Consider the following 15,918-nt stretch of genomic DNA (forward strand, 5'->3'; position numbering starts at 1 on the left):
CCGGAGCAAAATCATTCGCGTGATTCACATCTCTCCCGGCAGGCTGGGAGGATGAATGAAAGACGCACCGTGAAGGTGTCGAAGTACCTCTCGAAGCATCTGCGTCACCAGCCGGAGCGGATCGGGCTGACGCTGGACGAGGGCGGCTGGGTCGAGATCGACGTGCTGATGGCCGCGGCCGCCGCGCATGGATTCCGCATCACGCGGGACGAGCTGAACCATGTGGTCGCCGCCAACGACAAGCGGCGGTTCGCCGTCGAGGGCACCCGGATCCGCGCCAGCCAGGGCCACACCGTCGAGGTCGATCTCGGCCTGTCCCCGGCGACCCCGCCGCCGTACCTCTATCACGGCACCGTGGCCCGCAACCTGGAGGCGATCCGCACCGAGGGGCTGCGGCCCATGACCCGGCACGACGTGCACCTCTCGCCGGATCGTGACACCGCGACCCGCGTCGGGGCACGCAGGGGCCGCCCCGTCGTTCTGTCCGTGGACGCGGGCGCCATGCACCGCGACGGCCATGTCTTCCATGTGAGCGCGAACGGGGTGTGGCTGACGAAGGCGGTACCGCCGCAGTACCTGCGAATTCCCGAGACGCACTGAGCTGCCTTCCGACATGATCGGTGGTATGGACCATCTCCCCACCACCGAGGCCGCTGTCACCGCGCTCCGGGCGATCGCCGCCGAGTACGCGCGTGAGATCGAGGTCACGCATGACATCGGCGCCGACCAGACATCCCGCCGCACCGCCGCGGGCGTCGGCGTCATCGCCGACCCGGACGGCTCCCTGCCTCATGAGGCATACGCCGAGTTCGGCGGCATTCCCCGGGTGAGCGTGCGGCTCTACCCGGACGACGACGCACTGATCAGCATCGAGGGCGTCGAGTGCCCCGACATCCCCCGCGACGACGTGCCCGCGTTCCTGCGCTCCGTCTTCGGCGGCCTCGCCTGGGTGAAGGCCCGCCGTTTCCCGCCCGGCCACTTCCTGATGGTGCCGCTGCCCGGCGGCCGTACCCACAAGGAGTACGTCGCGGTCGGCCTCAGCCCGTGGCTGAGCGGTCGGGTGCGATGACCGTCGGTGACCGTTTCACGTGAAACCCGTTCGGCCGCATACGCTCGAATCCATGAGTCTGCGTCTGAGTACCTTGATCCTCCCCCACCGCCGCTGGCACGAGGGAGGTCGCGCCACCTGGCAGCGCGCGGAGCAGCTCGGCTTCCACACCGCTTTCACCTACGACCACCTCTCCTGGCGCAGTTTCCGGGACGGCCCGTGGTTCGGTGCTGTGCCGACGCTGACCGCCGCCGCGGCCGCCACCGACCACCTCCGCCTGGGCACCCTGGTGACCTCGCCCAACTTCCGCCACCCGGTGACCCTCGCCAAGGAGCTGATCTCCCTCGACGACATCTCCGGCGGCCGGATCACGCTCGGCATCGGCGCGGGCGGTAACGGCTTCGACGCCACCGCGCTCGGCCAGGAGCCATGGGCCCCGCGCGAGCGCGCCGACCGGCTCGGTGAGTTCGTCCCGCTGCTGGACCGGCTGCTGACCGAGGACTCGGTGTCGTACGAGGGCGACTTCTACTCGGCCCACGAGGCGCGCAACATCCCGGGCTGTGTGCAGCGCCCCCGGCTGCCCTTCGCGGTGGCCGCGACCGGGCCGCGCGGGATACGGCTCGCCGCGCGGTACGGACAGGCGTGGGTGACCACCGGCGACCCCAAGCTGTATGCGGACGGCACGCCCGAGCAGTCGGTTCAGGCCATTCGCGGGCAGGCCGAGAAGCTGGCCGACGCGTGCGCCGAGATCGGCCGGGACACGGCCGGTCTCGACAAGATCCTGCTCACCGGTTTCACCCCGGACCGTGCCCGGCCGCTGGAGTCGCTCGACGCGTTCGTGGACTTCGCCGGACGCCACCGGGACCTGGGTTTCACCGAGATCGTCGTCCACTGGCCCATTGCCGGCACGGACTTCGCCGCGGACGAGAAGGTCTTCGAGCAGATCGCCATGGAGGCGTCCGCCCAACTGGACTGAGCCGATGGAGTGCGACGCTGCGGGTGAGGGCGGTAACCACTCACCTGTGCGGACTCCCGCACGACCGTGCGGGCATATGCGGGAGAATGGCGGGGTGACCTCAGCGACTCGACAGCCCGCGCCCCCGGCCCGCACCGTCCCGCCCCGGCTGATCGCCACCGACCTCGACGGCACTCTGCTGCGGGACGACAAGTCGGTGTCCCCGCGCACGGTCGCCGCCCTCGCGGCGGCCGAGGAGGCGGGCATCGAGGTCTTCTTCGTCACCGGCCGCCCGGCCCGCTGGATGGACGTCGTCAGCGGACACGTCCATGGACACGGCCTGGCGATCTGCGGCAACGGCGCCGCCGTGGTCGACCTGCACGGCGGCCCCGGCACGCACCGGTTCGTGAAGGTGCGGGAACTGGCCCGGGAGAACGCCCTCGACGCCGTACGGCTGCTGCGGCAGGCGGCGCCCGGCACGATGTACGCGGTCGAGCAGACGTACGGCTTCCACCAGGAGCCGGACTACCCGAAGCTGCACATGGAGATCCCCGACAGCCTCGTACCCGCCGAAGGGGTTCTCGCGCCGGACGGGCCCGGCGCCGACGAGCCGGTCCTCAAGATCCTCGCGTTCCACCCCGAGATGGAACCGGACGCGTTCCTCACCCTCGCCCGGCTCGCCATCGGCGACCGTGCCAACGTCACCCGCTCCAGCCCCAGCGCCCTGCTGGAGATCAGCGGCCCCGGCGTCTCCAAGGCCAGCACGCTCGCCCTGTGCTGCGCCGAGCGCGGCATCTCCCACGAGGAGGTCGTCGCCTTCGGGGACATGCCGAACGACGTCGAGATGCTGACCTGGGCGGGCCAGTCGTACGCGATGGGCAACGCACACCCGGATGTGCTCGCGGCCGCGTCGGGACGGACGGTAGCCAACAACGACGACGGTGTGGCGATCGTGATCGAGCGGATGCTGGCGGAACGGGCGTAGGCGCCACCACGGACGGAGACCCCACCCGCACCGCCCTGTCCGACCGGACAGCCCTGGTTCGCTAGCCGATCGGCACCCCTCGCGACGTCAGCCATGGCACCGGGTTGATCGCCGAGCCCGATTCCGGTGTGACCCGTACCTCGAAGTGCAGATGCGGTCCGGTGGAGTTGCCGCTCGTGCCCGACTGCCCGATCCACTGCCCGGTGGCAACGCGTTCCCCCTGGTCGACGGTGACGGCCGCGAGATGGGCGTAGTGGGTGTAGTAGCCGCCCTGGTGCTCGATCACGATCTCGATGCCGAACGGGCCACCGCACGACACCTTCACCACGCGGCCGGCGCCGACCGTGCGCACGGGCGTGCCGATCGGCACCGCGAAGTCCTGTCCGGTGTGCCGGTTCGCCCACCGTGAACCGCCGCTGCCGAACGACGCGGACAGCTCGTACCGCTCCACCGGCGCGACCCACGCGCGCGTGAGGTCCGTCGGAGGCTGGTCCAGCCGGACGGCACCGCGGCAGGAACCGGCAGCGACGGAGGCGTTCGCCTGGTCCTGCAACTGCCACCGCGCCGCTTCGAGCTTCTGCTCGATCCCCTGCTTCAGCTCGGCGAGCTCGGTGTTCCGCTTGTCCAGCGCCTGCCAGGCCGCGGCGGCCTTCGCCTCGTCCGCGGCGAGCCGTGCCTCGGCCCGGCGGCTCTTGGTGATGGCGTTGTTGACGGCGAGATCCGCCTGCCACACGGCGTGCTGACCGCGCATCAGCTCCTCCGGGTTGTCCGCCAGGATCATCTGCGCGGCGAGCGGCAGACCGCCGCCGTCACGGTACTGGGCCCGTGCGATACGGCCCAGGTCCCCGCGCATGACGGCGATATCCCGCCGCTCGCGGTCGAGGAGCTCCTCCAGCCGCTGCGCCCGCACGCGCTGCGCCTCGGCCTCGCTGCGCCCCGCCTCGTACTGCTGCGTGGCCAGGGCAGCGTCCTCATAGAGGCGCGCCACCTGGCCGCTGAGCCCGGAGTCGGTGCCGCCCTCGGTGCCGTCGCCGTCGCCCGCCGCGCCCGCCGGGCGGGCCATGAGCAGGGCGAGCGCACACAGCAGTACGGGAACGAGCAGCGGACGGCGGCGAAGTGATCGCATGTCAGCGATCGTGGCCCGCACCACGGTTCGCGGTCCTGTTCAAGGCGTACGGTTGGGGGAACCGTTGCTGCGGACGGGGCACACGCCCGACTGGTGCCGTGCGACGGGTTCGGCCGCCGGGGCCCCGGAGACCGCTAGCGCGCCCCCGCCAGCAGCTCCGCCTCCGCCTCCCGCTCCAGCATCGTCCGCAGGGGCCCGTCGACGGCGGCCAGCTCGGCGTAGGAGCCCTGCTGCACCACCCGCCCGTCGGTCAGCACGATCACCTCGTCCACCGCCGCCAGTCCGGCCAGCCGGTGGGTGATGAGCAGGGTTGTACGGCCCTCGGTGGCGGCCAGCAGATCGGCGGTGAGCGCGTCGGCCGTCGGCAGGTCGAGGTGTTCGGCGGGCTCGTCGAGCACGAGAACGGGAAAGTCCGCGAGCAGCGCACGGGCGAGCGCAAGCCGCTGCCGCTGTCCGCCCGACAGCCGTGCCCCGTACTCGCCGACCAGGGTGTCGAGGCCGTCGGGCAGGCTGTCGGCCCAGTCGAGCAGCCGGGCCCGTGCGAGCGCGTCGCGCAACTCGCCCTCGGTGGCGCTCTTCCTGGCGAGGAGGAGGTTCTCGCGCACCGAGCTGTCGAAGAGGTGCGCGTCCTGCGCGCACAGCCCCACCAGCCGCCGTACGGCGTCGCCGTCCAGGGCGTGAGCGTCCACGCCGCCCAGGGTGTACGAGCCCGCGTCCGCGTCCAGGAAGCGCAGCAGCACCTGCGCGAGCGTCGTCTTGCCGGAGCCCGAGGGACCGACCACGGCGATCCGCCGGCCTTCCTCCAGCTTGAGGTCGAGTCCGGACAGGGTGTTCCGCTGCTGCCCCGCGTGGCGGGCGGCCAGACCCTCGACGACGACCGGGAACGGCGACACGGGCGCCTGCCGCGGCAGCTCCGGCTCCCGTACGGGTTCGGGGGCGTCCAGCACCTCGAACACGCGCTCCGCGCTTCTGCGCACCCGCTGCCGGTACTGGACGGCCGACGGCAGCCCGAGCACGGCTTCGAACGCGGCCAGCGGGGTGAGGACGACGACGGCCATGGCCACGCCGCTGAGCCGTCCGGCAGCGACCGCCTGGGCACCGAGGAGGGCGCTCACGGCGACGGTCAGGCCGGAGAGCAGAGCGGTGAGTCCGTCCCCGAGCGCGGTGGCGGTGGCGGTCCGCGAGGCGATCCGGGTGAGGGTGCCGTCGGCCCGCCGCGCCTCGCAGGTCCGTGCGGGCAGGGCGCCGGCGACGGCCAGTTCCGCGGTGCCGGTGAGCAGATCGGTCACGCGCGTCGCCAGCACTCCACGGGCGGGCGCCAGTCTGCGTTCGGCCCGCCGCGCCACCGTACCGGTCACCAGCGGGACTCCGGCCCCGGCCGCCAGCAGCCCGGCCGCGAGCGCGGCTCCCGCCTCGGGCAGCAGCCAGGCCGTGAAGGCGACGGACGCGGCGGAGACGACGACCGCGGAACCGGCGGGCAGCAGCCAGCGCAGCCAGTAGTCCTGGAGGGCGTCCACGTCGGCGACGAGCCGGGAGAGCAGATCTCCTCGACGGGTTCTGCGCAGTCCGGCGGGCGCCAGCCGCTCCAGCCGGCGGAACACCGCGACCCGGGTGTCGGCCAGCATCCGCAGTACGGCGTCGTGCGACACCAGCCGCTCGCCGTACCGGAAGACGGCCCGCCCGATCCCGAAGGCCCGCGTCGCCGTCACGGCCACCATCAGATACAGCACGGGCGGCTGCTGCGAGGCGCGCGAGATGAGCCAGCCGGAGGTGGCCATGAGGCCGACCGCACTGCCGAGGGCGAGGCTCCCGAGCAGCAGGGCGAGGGCCAAGCGCCCGCGGCGGGCGCCGGACAGGGCGCGGACCCGGGCGAGCACGCCGACGGCAGTCGTCGTAAGGTCCGTCTCCGGTTCGGCAGGGGTGGTCGTGACGGGCTCGGCCCTGACGTGTTCTGCCTGAGGCCCCTTGGTTGCGGCTTGGGCGCGCGCACGCTCCTCGGGCTGGGCCGGCCGGGCCACGCTGCCCGGGGCCTCCAGCCGTACGACCCGGTCCGCCACACCCAGCAGCGCCGGCCGATGCACCACCAGCAGCACCGTCCGCCCGACGGCCAGCCGGCGTATCGCCTCCACGATCTCGGCTTCGGTGGCCCCGTCCAGGGCGGCCGTCGGCTCGTCCAGCAGGAGCACGGGCCGGTCCGCGAGGAACGCCCGGGCCAGCGCGAGCCGCTGACGCTGGCCCGCGGACAGTCCGGCCCCGTCCTCGCCGAGCAGGGTGTCGGGCCCCTGGGACAGTGCGTCCACGAACTCCAGCGCCCCCGCGTCCGCGAGCGCCCGCCGTACCTCTGCCTCGTCCGCGTCGGGCCGGGCGAGCCGCACGTTCTCGGTGATCGTCCCCGCGAACAGGTGCGGTCGCTGCGGCACCCAGGCGATCCGCGAACGCCACTGCTCCAGATCGACGTCGGCGAGATCGGCTCCCCCCGCCAGGACCCGCCCCGAACTCGGCCGTACGAACCCCAGAAGCACGTTCAGCAGCGTCGACTTACCCGCACCGCTCGGCCCGACGAGCGCCACGGTCTCGCCCGGCTCGACGCAGAAGGACACGTCCGACAGGGCGTCCCCGGACCTGCCGGGGTAGCGGACCGTGACCCGCTCGACGGTGAGGGGACCCGCCGGCACGGCGCCGGTCCCCGACTCCGGAACCGGCGTCTGAAGGACCGAGAAGATCTCCTCCGCCGCGGCGAGCCCCTCCGCCGCCGCGTGGTACTGCGTCCCCACCTGACGCAGCGGCAGATAGGCCTCCGGCGCCAGCACCAGGATGACCAGGCCGATGTACAGGTCCATCTCGCCGTGGACCAGCCGCATGCCGATCGTCACGGCGACCAGGGCCACCGAGAGCGTGGAGAGCAGCTCCAGCGCGAAGGAGGAGAGGAAGGCGATCCGCAGGGTGCGCATGGTCGCCTGCCGGTACTCGCCGGTGATCCGCCGGATCGACTCGGCCTGCGCCTTGGCCCGTCCGAACACCTTCAGGGTCGTGAGGCCCGCGACCACATCGAGGAAGTGCCCCGACAGCCGGGACAGCAGCCGCCACTGGCGGTCCATCCGGGACTGCGTGGCCCAGCCGATCAGCATCATGAAGACCGGAATGAGCGGCAGGGTTCCGGCGATGATGGCTGCCGAGATCCAGTCCTCAGTCACGATCCGCGCCAGCACCGCCACCGGGACGACCACCGCGAGTCCCAACTGCGGGAGATAGCGCGCGAAGTAGTCGTCGAGGGCGTCGACTCCCCGTGTGGCGAGGGCGACGAGTGATCCGGTCCGCTGCCCGCTCAGCCAGCCGGGGCCGAGCGCCACCGCCCGCTCCAGCAGCCGCCCTCGTAGCTCCGACTTCACCGCCGCACTCGCCCGGTGGGCGGCGAGCTCGGTGAGCCAGGACACCAGGGCGCGGCCGAGCGCGACGGCGGCCAACAGCAGCAGGGGAGTGCGGAGTTCGGAGACCGACATCCCGTGCTGGAACGCGCCGACCACCGCCTCGGCGATGAGCATCGCCTGCGCGATGACCAGTCCCGCACCGACGGCGCCCAGGCCGACGACTGCCGCCAGGAAGAGGCGGGTGGCCCGGGCGTATCGCAGCAGACGCGGATCGATCGGTTTCACGTGAAACACACCTCAGTGCGCGGCATCGGCGATGTGCTGAGTGCCGATCCGCTTCCGGAACACCCAGTAGGTCCAGCCCTGGTAGAGCAGGACGATCGGTGTGGCGATCGCCGCGCACCAGGTCATGATCTTCAGGGTGTACGGGCTCGACGAGGCGTTGGTGACCGTGAGGCTCCAGTCCTCGTTGAGCGAGGACGGCATGACGTTCGGGAAGAGCGTCAGGAAGAGCATGGCCACGGCGGCCACGATGGTGACGCCGGACAGGGCGAATGACCAGCCCTCACGACCGGCCTGGTTCGCCACCAGTGCCGCGACCAGGGCGGCGACGGCCACGACGAGTGCGACGAGACTCGCGCCGTCACCGCTGTCGATCTGCGTCCACAGCAGGAAGACCAGCGCCGACACGGCCGTGGCGAGACCGACACGCAGCGCCAGCTTCCGGGCCCGTTCCCGGATGTCCCCGACCGTCTTGAGCGCCGTGAACACCGCGCCGTGGAAGGTGAAGAGCGTCAGGGTCACCAGTCCGCCGAGAAGGGCGTACGGGTTGAGCAGGTCCCAGAAGGTGCCGACGTACTCCAGGTCCCGGTCGATCTTCACGCCCCGCACGATATTGCCGAAGGCCACGCCCCACAGGAACGCCGGGATCAGCGAGGTCCAGAAGATCGCGGTCTCCCAGTTGCGCTGCCAGCTCTCCTCGGTCCGCTTCGCCCGGTACTCGAAAGCGACGCCCCGGACGATCAGGCAGATCAGGATGATCAGCAGGGGCAGATAGAAGCCGGAGAAGAGGGTGGCGTACCACTCGGGGAAGGCGGCGAAGGTCGCGCCACCCGCTGTGAGCAGCCACACCTCGTTGCCGTCCCAGACGGGACCGATGGTGTTGATCAGCACCCGCTTCTCGGCCCGGTCGCGGGCGAGCAGCCTGGTGAGGATGCCGACCCCGAAGTCGAAGCCCTCCAGGAAGAAGTAGCCGGTCCACAGGACGGCGATGAGGACGAACCAGACGTCGTGAAGTTCCATGGCTGTGCAGCTCCCTCGGCCTAGTACGAGAAGGCCATCGGCTTGTCGGCGTCACGGGAGTCGCCGCCGATCTTCGTGGGCGGGTTGAGGTCGGCCTCGGTGAGCTCGGGCGGGCCGGCCTTGACGTACTTCACCAGCAGCTTGACCTCGACGACGGCAAGGATGGCGTAGAGGGCGGTGAAGACGATCATCGAGGTGAGGACCTCGCCCGTGGAGACCCCGGGGGAGACCGCGTCGCGGGTCTGGAGGACGCCGTAGACGACCCATGGCTGACGGCCCATCTCGGTGAAGATCCAGCCCCAGGAGTTGGCGATCAGCGGGAAGGCCAGAGTCCAGATCGCTGCCAGCCAGTACAGCCTGGTGAGCTGGGGGCTGAGCGCCTTGTTCCGGAAGAGGACCAGGTGCGGCACCTCGTCGTCTCCGACGCGCAGGTGCTGCGGCAGCATGAACTTCTTCCGCGTGAGCCACAGGCCGGCCACACCGAGGGCGAGGGACGCCATGCCGAAGCCGATCATCCAGCGGAAGCCCCAGTAGGCGACGGGGATATTGGGCCGGTAGTCGCCGGGCCCGAACTGCTCCTGCTCGGCCTTGTTGACGTCGTTGATGCCGGGGACGTACGAACTGAAGTCGTCCTTGGCGAGGAAGGACAGCAGTCCCGGGATCTCTATGGCGACCTTGTTGTGGCCCTTGTCGACATCGCCGTAGGCGAAGACGGAGAAGGGCGCGGGCGCCTCGCCGTCCCACAGCGCCTCGGCGGCGGCCATCTTCATCGGCTGCTGCTCGAACATGATCTTGCCGAGCACGTCGCCGCTCACGGCGGTCAGCAGACCGCCGACGGCGACGGTGACCAGGCCGAGCCGCAGCGAGGTCTTCATCTCGCGGATGTGCTTCTTGCGCAGCAGGTGGTAGGCGGAGATGCCGACCATGAAGGCACCGCCGGTGAGGAAGGCGGCCGAGAGCGTGTGGAAGACCTGGGCGAGGGTGGTGTTCTGGGTCAGCACCAGCCAGAAGTCGGTGAGCTCGGCCCGGCCCTTCGCCTCGTTGATCTTGTAGCCGACCGGGTGCTGCATCCATGAGTTCGCGGCGAGGATGAAGTACGCGGACAGGATCGTGCCGATCGAGACCATCCAGATGCAGGCGAGGTGGATCTTCTTCGGCAGCCGATCCCAACCGAAGATCCACAGGCCGATGAAGGTGGACTCGAAGAAGAAGGCAATCAGGGCCTCGAAGGCCAGCGGGGCTCCGAAGATGTCGCCGACGAAGCGGGAGTAGTCCGACCAGTTCATACCGAACTGAAACTCCTGCACGATGCCGGTGACGACGCCCATCGCGATATTGATCAGGAAGAGCTTGCCCCAGAACTTGGTGGCTCTGAGGTACTTCTCGTTCTCCGTGCGCACCCAGGCGGTCTGCAGCCCGGCCGTGAGGGCGGCGAGCGAGATCGTCAGGGGGACGAACAGGAAGTGGTAGACGGTGGTGATCCCGAACTGCCAGCGCGCCAGGGTCTCCGGCGCCAAAGCCAATTCCACGTCGTCAGTCTCCTTGCCTCGCAGTGCCCCACACGAGCAGTTTGTTCCCTGTGTCACACGGATCGAGGGAGCATATCGGGACACGCTTGTGAACGCGTTCACATTCACAAGCAATTATGACGCATGCCCGCTCGAGACGGCAGAGGCGGGGGGTCCCCAGTGCGACCCACCCGCCTCATCAGGCATGGACCCGTCGGCATCAGGCATGGACCGATCGGCCCCTTGACCCCGTGCCGACGCCTACCCCCATACCTACGCCTGCGCCGGCGGAAGCTCCTTGCGGAAGGTCTCCGCGGCCTTCAGGAAGATGTCGTTCGCCTCGGTCTCCCCGACCGTGACCCGCACACCCTCGCCCGGGAAAGGCCGCACGACCGCGCCCGCCCGCTCACACGCGGCGGCGAAGGCGACCGTCTGGTCCCCCAGCCGCAGCCACACGAAGTTCGCCTGTGTCTCGGGGACGGTCCAGCCCTGCGCACGCAGCCCGTCGATCACACGCGTGCGCTCGCACACCAACGAGCCGACCCGGCCGAGCAGTTCGTCCTCGGCGCGCAGGGAGGCGATGGCCGCGTCCTGGGCGAGCTGACTCACGCCGAAGGGCACGGCCGTCTTGCGCAGCGCCGCCGCCACCGGCTCATGGGCGATCGCGAACCCGACCCGCAGGCCGGCGAGACCGTACGCCTTGGAGAACGTCCGCAGGACGCAGACGTTCGGCCGGTCCCGGTACAGCGTCACACCGTCCGGCACCTCCACATCGCGGATGAACTCGCGGTACGCCTCGTCCAGCACCACCAGCACATCGCCGGGCACCCGGTCGAGGAACCGTTCCAGCTCGGCCCGCCGGAGGACCGTTCCCGTCGGGTTGTTGGGGTTGCAGACGAAGATCAGCCGGGTCCGGTCGGTGATCGCGTCCGCCATCGCGTTCAGGTCGTGCACATCACCCGGCGTCAGCGGCACCTGCACCGGAGTCGCGCCGCTGATCCGCGTGATGATCGGGTACGCCTCGAAGGACCGCCAGGCGTAGATCACCTCGTCGCCGGGTCCGGACGTCGCCTGCACCAGCTGCTGGGCGACACCGACCGAGCCGGTGCCGGTCGCCAGATGGGACAGGGGCACCCCGAAACGCTCGGACAGCTCGTTCATCAGGCCCGTGCACGCCATGTCCGGGTAGCGGTTGAACGACGAGGCGGCGGCCGTCACGCTCTCCATCACGCCCGGCAGCGGCGGATAGGGGTTCTCGTTGGACGACAGCTTGTACGCGACCGGGCCGCCCGCCGCGGCCGGCTTGCCCGGCTTGTAGGTGGGGATACCCTCCAGCTCGGCGCGCAGCTTGGGGCTCGTCTCGCTCACCGCAGTCCTCCTCGCGACCACCGGCGGACCGTCCCACCACCGGCTTTCCAATACTGCTCACCTTATGAGGATTCGGCCCCGCTGCGTACAGGTGAGGGCGACCTCCCTTCGGCGGGAGATCGGCGGGACGTCGGCGCGGGGTCGGCGGGAGGCTGTCGCGAGGCAAGGTGGCCGGAGGCTGCCGCGAGGCCGGCACGGAGCCGGCGGGACCGAACCTCATCCGTCACAGCCGCATCAGGGGCATCACCCCACGAAGCCCTACGAATCGGGGGGCGCGGCCACATATATCTACGCGCCGGTGGCTCACGCCGTGGCGCGCATCCCTCGTGAAGGTGAGTTGAGACCTCTTCGAAACATCGGGGGCTTGGCAGGCCGGTGCGCGCCGACACGTAACGTCCTGCCATGGAATCCCCCAACTCCCTTGCTTTCCAAGGAAATTGATACCCAACGGCCATGCAGAAACGTGCCTGTCAATGCGTGCATATGCGTCCGCCCTACCCCACCTGATGAGCCCTACTATCGGCTCGCCATGACAGCAGCAGGGAAGCACCAGGTGAGCCGCGCGGATACCTCACGCCGAGGCAGCCGGCCGGGCCGGGCGGGCATCAGGGACGTGGCCGCCGCCGCCGGAGTCTCCATCACGACCGTCTCCGACGCCCTCAACGGCAAGGGCCGGCTCCCGGACGCCACCCGACGCCATGTCCGCGAAGTCGCCGACCGGCTGGGCTATCGCCCCTCGGCCGCCGCACGCACACTCCGTACCGGCAAGTCCGGCCTCATCGGCCTGACGGTGACGACGTACGGGGATGAACCTTTCACCTTCACCGAGTTCGCGTACTTCGCCGAGATGGCACGGGCCGCCACCTCCGCCGCGCTCGCCCGCGGCTACGCCCTCGTCATCCTCCCGGCGACCTCCCGCCACGACGTGTGGTCGAACGTCGCGCTCGACGGGACCGTGGTCATCGACCCGTCCGACCAGGACCCGGTCGTCAGCGAACTGGTCCGGCAGGGCTTACCGGTCGTCTCCGACGGCCGCCCGGCCGGCGCCCTCCCGGTCACCGCCTGGGTGGACAACGACCACGAGGCCGCCGTACTCGGCATCCTCGACCACCTGGCCGACGCCGGCGCCCGCCGCATCGGCCTGCTGACCGGGACCACGACCGACACGTACACCCATCTGTCGACCACCGCGTACCTGCGCTGGTGCGAGCGCGTGGGCCAGGCTCCGGTGTACGAGGCCTATCCGGCACACGACCCGTGCGCGGGCGCCGTCGCCGCCGACCGGCTGCTCGCCCGTCCCGACCGGCCCGACGCCGTGTACGGCCTGTTCGATCCGAACGGCACCGATCTGCTCGCCGCCGCCCGCCGTTACGGGCTGCGCGTCCCCGACGATCTGCTGCTGGTGTGCTGCAGCGAGTCGACCGTGTACGCCAACACCGAGCCGCCCATCACGACGCTCTCCCTGAAGCCGCGCCGTATCGGCACCGCGGTGGTCCAGCTCCTCATCGACGCCATCGAGGGGGTCGAATCGGACCATCCGGTCGAGCAGGTGATACCGACCGAGCTGATCGTGCGTACCTCATCCCAGCGACGCCCACCGCGTACGACCGTCAGCCCACCGCGATCGCACGGCTAGGGCCCCGGTCCCGTCCCGGCGGATGAGGTCGCAGGGCCCCGCCCCGTGTCTGCGCAGGATCCGCCGGACAGACAGGGGGCCCTGAGGCCTTTCGTCCGGGCCGGGTCGGCTCCACACCACCGGACCTTTCGGCCGAGCCGAGCGCGGGAGGCGTTGGGGCAGCGTTCAGCTGAGCGAGCCAGGCCCCACGCCCCCCGGCAGGATCCGGAAGACAGTCCCGAGGAGTGGATCATGGTTGACCCCGCGGCGGCAGAAGCCCTGCCCAACCGGGGCGAAAGCCGCGTTGAAGTGGAGTCCTGCTCTGATTCACTACCCCTGGGTCATCACATGTAGCGATCCGCATTCCTATGATGGGCCCACGACACCGCGGGCCGCTGCGACCAGGCAGTCCGACGCGGTGCAGTTGCGGCGCAATGGTGGAGGGGTCGATGACTCAGGGGGCCGGTCAGGGACCCGAAGTGGAGCGGACGGCGACGTTGCGCGACTTCCGGGTACCGGCATACGTCCACGAGGCCGGACCGCATCCCCCCGACGCGCACGCCGACGAGGCCGTCAGACCCGTAGAGGCGCCGGTGGACCATCCTGAGGGCTACACACCCACGCAGCGCGATCTGCCCGTGATCAACCGTGGTGACACGCTTCAGGTGACGGTCGACCCGGCGTCCGTGCCGGCCCCGCAGTCCACCGCGGGCCCCGGCCCCCTGTACGTCGTCGGTGATGTACACGGCTACCTCGACGAACTGGTGGCCGCCCTTCAGGAGAAGGGCCTCATCGACTCCGAGGGGAACTGGTGCGCGGGCACGGCCAGGCTGTGGTTCCTCGGCGACTTCACCGATCGCGGACCCGACGGCATCGGCGTTATCGACCTCGTGATGCGGCTGTCCGCCGAGGCCGCCGCGGCCGGCGGCTACTGCAAGGCCCTGATGGGCAACCACGAACTGCTGCTGATCGGCGCCAAACGCTTCGGCGACACACCGGTCAACTCCGGCGCGGGGACGGCCACCTTCCAGGCGGCCTGGCTGCTCAACGGCGGCCAGAAGACCGACATGGACCGGCTGCAGGACCACCATCTCCAGTGGATGGCCCGCCTCGACGCCGTCGAGGAGGTCGACGGACACCTGCTCGTCCACTCGGACACCACCGCCTACCTCGACTACGGCGACTCGATCGAAGCGGTCAACGACACGGTCCGCGAGACCCTCACACGCAATGACGCGGACGAGGTGTGGGACCTGTTCCGCAAGTTCACCAAGCGTTTCTCGTTCCGCGACGAGGGCGGAGCCGACGCCGTGCGCTCCCTGCTGGATACGTACGGCGGCACCCGCATCGTTCACGGCCACAGCCCCATTCCGTACCTGCTCGGCGAAGTCGGCTCCGAGGAGGGCGAGGACAGCGGCGACCCCGTCGTCGAAGGACCGCACGTCTACGCCGACGGACTCGCCATCGCGATGGACGGCGGGGTGACCATGGCCGGAAAGCTGCTGGTCCAGCAACTTCCGCTGGACATCTGAACGTTCACGGGGCAGGCATCCCCACAGGGCGGACTCATGGGCGACGGGCCGGACCGGGGCCAATTTCTGCAAACCCCCTGTCACCGCGTGCCGTCGCCGCTCTACCATCGCCTTATCCGTAGCAGGCTCCCCTCCGTTTCTGCCCGACGGCTCGTCGCCATGCCGAGTCCCAAGCCCTACGGAGCATCGGGGGATGCACATGAACAGCGTTCCGCAGCACCTGCTGAACGAGGACCGCCAGGAATACGAGCGGATCCTCGATGAGGCGCTGCGCTCCGCACCACACCGCCCGGAACTTGCCGCTGTCGGACAGCGGCTCAACCCCGAACAGCTGCGCACCATGGCGCTCAACGCCACCGCACTCATCACGGCGGCCGCGGCGACCGAGTACCAGCACTACGTGAAGGTCCGCGAGGAACTGCGCCAGCCGGCGCCGTCCACCCCGTCGTCGTCCGTCCGCGAAACCGGCTCCGTGGAGCCGGGCGCGGGCACGATGGGGCTCGCCACCACCATGGGGGAGGTCGCCGAGACCGCCGGCGCCGGCGCGGGCGCCGTCGCCGTCGTCGCGGTGCTGGCCCCCGTCCTCGCCGGAACCGCCGCGGCGATATTCCTGCTCGTCGGCTACGTCCTGAGGATGCTCGACCCCGAGCAGGCGTTCGCCCGGACCATGCTCACCACCGGCTGGGTGTTCGGCGCCGTGACCGCGGCCGCGATCCTCGTCGCCGCCGTCGGACTGCTGCTCACGGCCCTGCGCAACCGGCCCTCGCTCGCCACCGGACCGTACGGCGAGATGAGCGAGGAGGTCGCCCGGGCCAGGGAAGTCTGGCGCGAAGCCCTGCTGGAGCGCGGCATCCTGCCCTTCCTGCGCGAAGCACTGGCCGATCCCGGCACCGCCGCGCTGCGCCGCACGGCACCGCCGGCCCCGACCAGCCGCATCCCGCACCTCGGCTACGACCGCCCGGGCTTCACCAGCCCCGACGACGGTCCGGCCCCGGGCCCGCGTCCGAGCTTCACGAGCCCGGACTACACCAGCCCGGACTTCGGAGGGCCGGAACACCAGCCGGAGTAACCCCTCGGCTTGCGCCCCCACGGGGTGCGCAAGCCGAACACC

The 15,918-nt window shown here is 70.6% G+C and carries 12 protein-coding genes; 7 read left to right on the forward strand and 5 right to left on the reverse strand.

Going from position 1 to position 15,918, the window contains the following annotated elements; all coding sequences use genetic code 11:
• Positions 1 to 51 precede the first annotated feature (51 nt).
• The 4 genes from F7R91_RS05930 to F7R91_RS05945 all read left to right on the forward strand — a co-directional run bounded on the left by F7R91_RS05930 (position 52) and on the right by F7R91_RS05945 (position 2,988).
• A complete protein-coding gene (locus tag F7R91_RS05930; RefSeq protein WP_150945210.1) occupies positions 52 to 600 on the forward strand; it encodes an RNA 2'-phosphotransferase in 549 nt (182 codons plus the stop codon).
• A 25-nt stretch (positions 601 to 625) separates the two neighbouring features.
• Complete coding sequence (locus F7R91_RS05935) at positions 626 to 1,069, forward strand: hypothetical protein (RefSeq protein WP_225320540.1); 444 nt, start codon at positions 626 to 628, stop codon at positions 1,067 to 1,069.
• Between the two features lie 52 nt (positions 1,070 to 1,121).
• Positions 1,122 to 2,024 carry an LLM class flavin-dependent oxidoreductase gene (locus F7R91_RS05940; protein WP_150945214.1) on the forward strand — a complete coding sequence of 301 codons (903 nt, stop codon included), beginning with the start codon at positions 1,122 to 1,124 and terminating at the stop codon, positions 2,022 to 2,024.
• A 76-nt stretch (positions 2,025 to 2,100) separates the two neighbouring features.
• Positions 2,101 to 2,988, forward strand: a complete 888-nt coding sequence (locus tag F7R91_RS05945) for an HAD hydrolase family protein (protein ID WP_191971367.1) — start codon at positions 2,101 to 2,103, stop codon at positions 2,986 to 2,988.
• Between the two features lie 61 nt (positions 2,989 to 3,049).
• Here F7R91_RS05945 and F7R91_RS05950 read toward each other — a convergent pair whose 3' ends face one another.
• From F7R91_RS05950 to hisC, 5 genes are all read right to left on the reverse strand, one after another.
• On the reverse strand, positions 3,050 to 4,114 hold the full coding sequence (locus F7R91_RS05950) for a M23 family metallopeptidase (protein ID WP_150945218.1): 1,065 nt from the start codon (positions 4,112 to 4,114) through the stop codon (positions 3,050 to 3,052).
• Between the two features lie 134 nt (positions 4,115 to 4,248).
• Complete coding sequence (gene cydD / locus F7R91_RS05955; protein ID WP_150945220.1) at positions 4,249 to 7,767, reverse strand: thiol reductant ABC exporter subunit CydD; 3,519 nt, start codon at positions 7,765 to 7,767, stop codon at positions 4,249 to 4,251.
• Positions 7,768 to 7,779: 12 nt separating this feature from the next.
• Positions 7,780 to 8,784, reverse strand: a complete 1,005-nt coding sequence (gene cydB, locus F7R91_RS05960; protein ID WP_150945222.1) for a cytochrome d ubiquinol oxidase subunit II — start codon at positions 8,782 to 8,784, stop codon at positions 7,780 to 7,782.
• 20 nt (positions 8,785 to 8,804) lie between these two features.
• Complete coding sequence (locus F7R91_RS05965) at positions 8,805 to 10,313, reverse strand: cytochrome ubiquinol oxidase subunit I (protein ID WP_150945224.1); 1,509 nt, start codon at positions 10,311 to 10,313, stop codon at positions 8,805 to 8,807.
• 252 nt (positions 10,314 to 10,565) lie between these two features.
• Positions 10,566 to 11,660, reverse strand: a complete 1,095-nt coding sequence (hisC, locus tag F7R91_RS05970; protein WP_150945225.1) for a histidinol-phosphate transaminase — start codon at positions 11,658 to 11,660, stop codon at positions 10,566 to 10,568.
• Positions 11,661 to 12,189: 529 nt separating this feature from the next.
• Between hisC and F7R91_RS05975 the strand changes: the two genes are divergently transcribed.
• The 3 genes from F7R91_RS05975 to F7R91_RS05985 all read left to right on the forward strand — a co-directional run bounded on the left by F7R91_RS05975 (position 12,190) and on the right by F7R91_RS05985 (position 15,876).
• Positions 12,190 to 13,296: a LacI family DNA-binding transcriptional regulator gene (locus F7R91_RS05975; RefSeq protein ID WP_150945227.1), complete on the forward strand. Its 1,107-nt coding sequence runs from the start codon at positions 12,190 to 12,192 to the stop codon at positions 13,294 to 13,296.
• Positions 13,297 to 13,709: 413 nt separating this feature from the next.
• The gene (locus F7R91_RS05980) at positions 13,710 to 14,807 is read left to right on the forward strand and encodes a metallophosphoesterase (protein ID WP_269144739.1); all 1,098 of its coding nucleotides are present in this window, start codon (positions 13,710 to 13,712) and stop codon (positions 14,805 to 14,807) included.
• A gap of 193 nt (positions 14,808 to 15,000) precedes the next feature.
• A complete protein-coding gene (locus F7R91_RS05985) occupies positions 15,001 to 15,876 on the forward strand; it encodes a hypothetical protein (protein ID WP_150945231.1) in 876 nt (291 codons plus the stop codon).
• The last annotated feature ends 42 nt before the right edge of the window (positions 15,877 to 15,918 follow it).

The organism is Streptomyces luteolifulvus, from assembly GCF_008806595.1.
In the GTDB taxonomy this organism is placed as follows: Bacteria; Actinomycetota; Actinomycetes; order Streptomycetales; family Streptomycetaceae; genus Streptomyces; species Streptomyces luteolifulvus.

Coding starts and splice junctions, on each gene's coding strand:
- F7R91_RS05975 (WP_150945227.1), top strand. CDS start 12,190: ATGACAGCAGCAGGGAAGCACCAGGTGAGCCGCGCGGATACCTCACGC.
- cydB (WP_150945222.1), bottom strand. CDS start 8,784: ATGGAACTTCACGACGTCTGGTTCGTCCTCATCGCCGTCCTGTGGACC.
- F7R91_RS05985 (WP_150945231.1), top strand. CDS start 15,001: ATGCACATGAACAGCGTTCCGCAGCACCTGCTGAACGAGGACCGCCAG.
- F7R91_RS05930 (WP_150945210.1), top strand. CDS start 52: ATGAATGAAAGACGCACCGTGAAGGTGTCGAAGTACCTCTCGAAGCAT.
- F7R91_RS05945 (WP_191971367.1), top strand. CDS start 2,101: ATGCGGGAGAATGGCGGGGTGACCTCAGCGACTCGACAGCCCGCGCCC.
- F7R91_RS05950 (WP_150945218.1), bottom strand. CDS start 4,114: ATGCGATCACTTCGCCGCCGTCCGCTGCTCGTTCCCGTACTGCTGTGT.
- F7R91_RS05940 (WP_150945214.1), top strand. CDS start 1,122: ATGAGTCTGCGTCTGAGTACCTTGATCCTCCCCCACCGCCGCTGGCAC.
- F7R91_RS05980 (WP_269144739.1), top strand. CDS start 13,710: ATGGTGGAGGGGTCGATGACTCAGGGGGCCGGTCAGGGACCCGAAGTG.
- F7R91_RS05935 (WP_225320540.1), top strand. CDS start 626: ATGGACCATCTCCCCACCACCGAGGCCGCTGTCACCGCGCTCCGGGCG.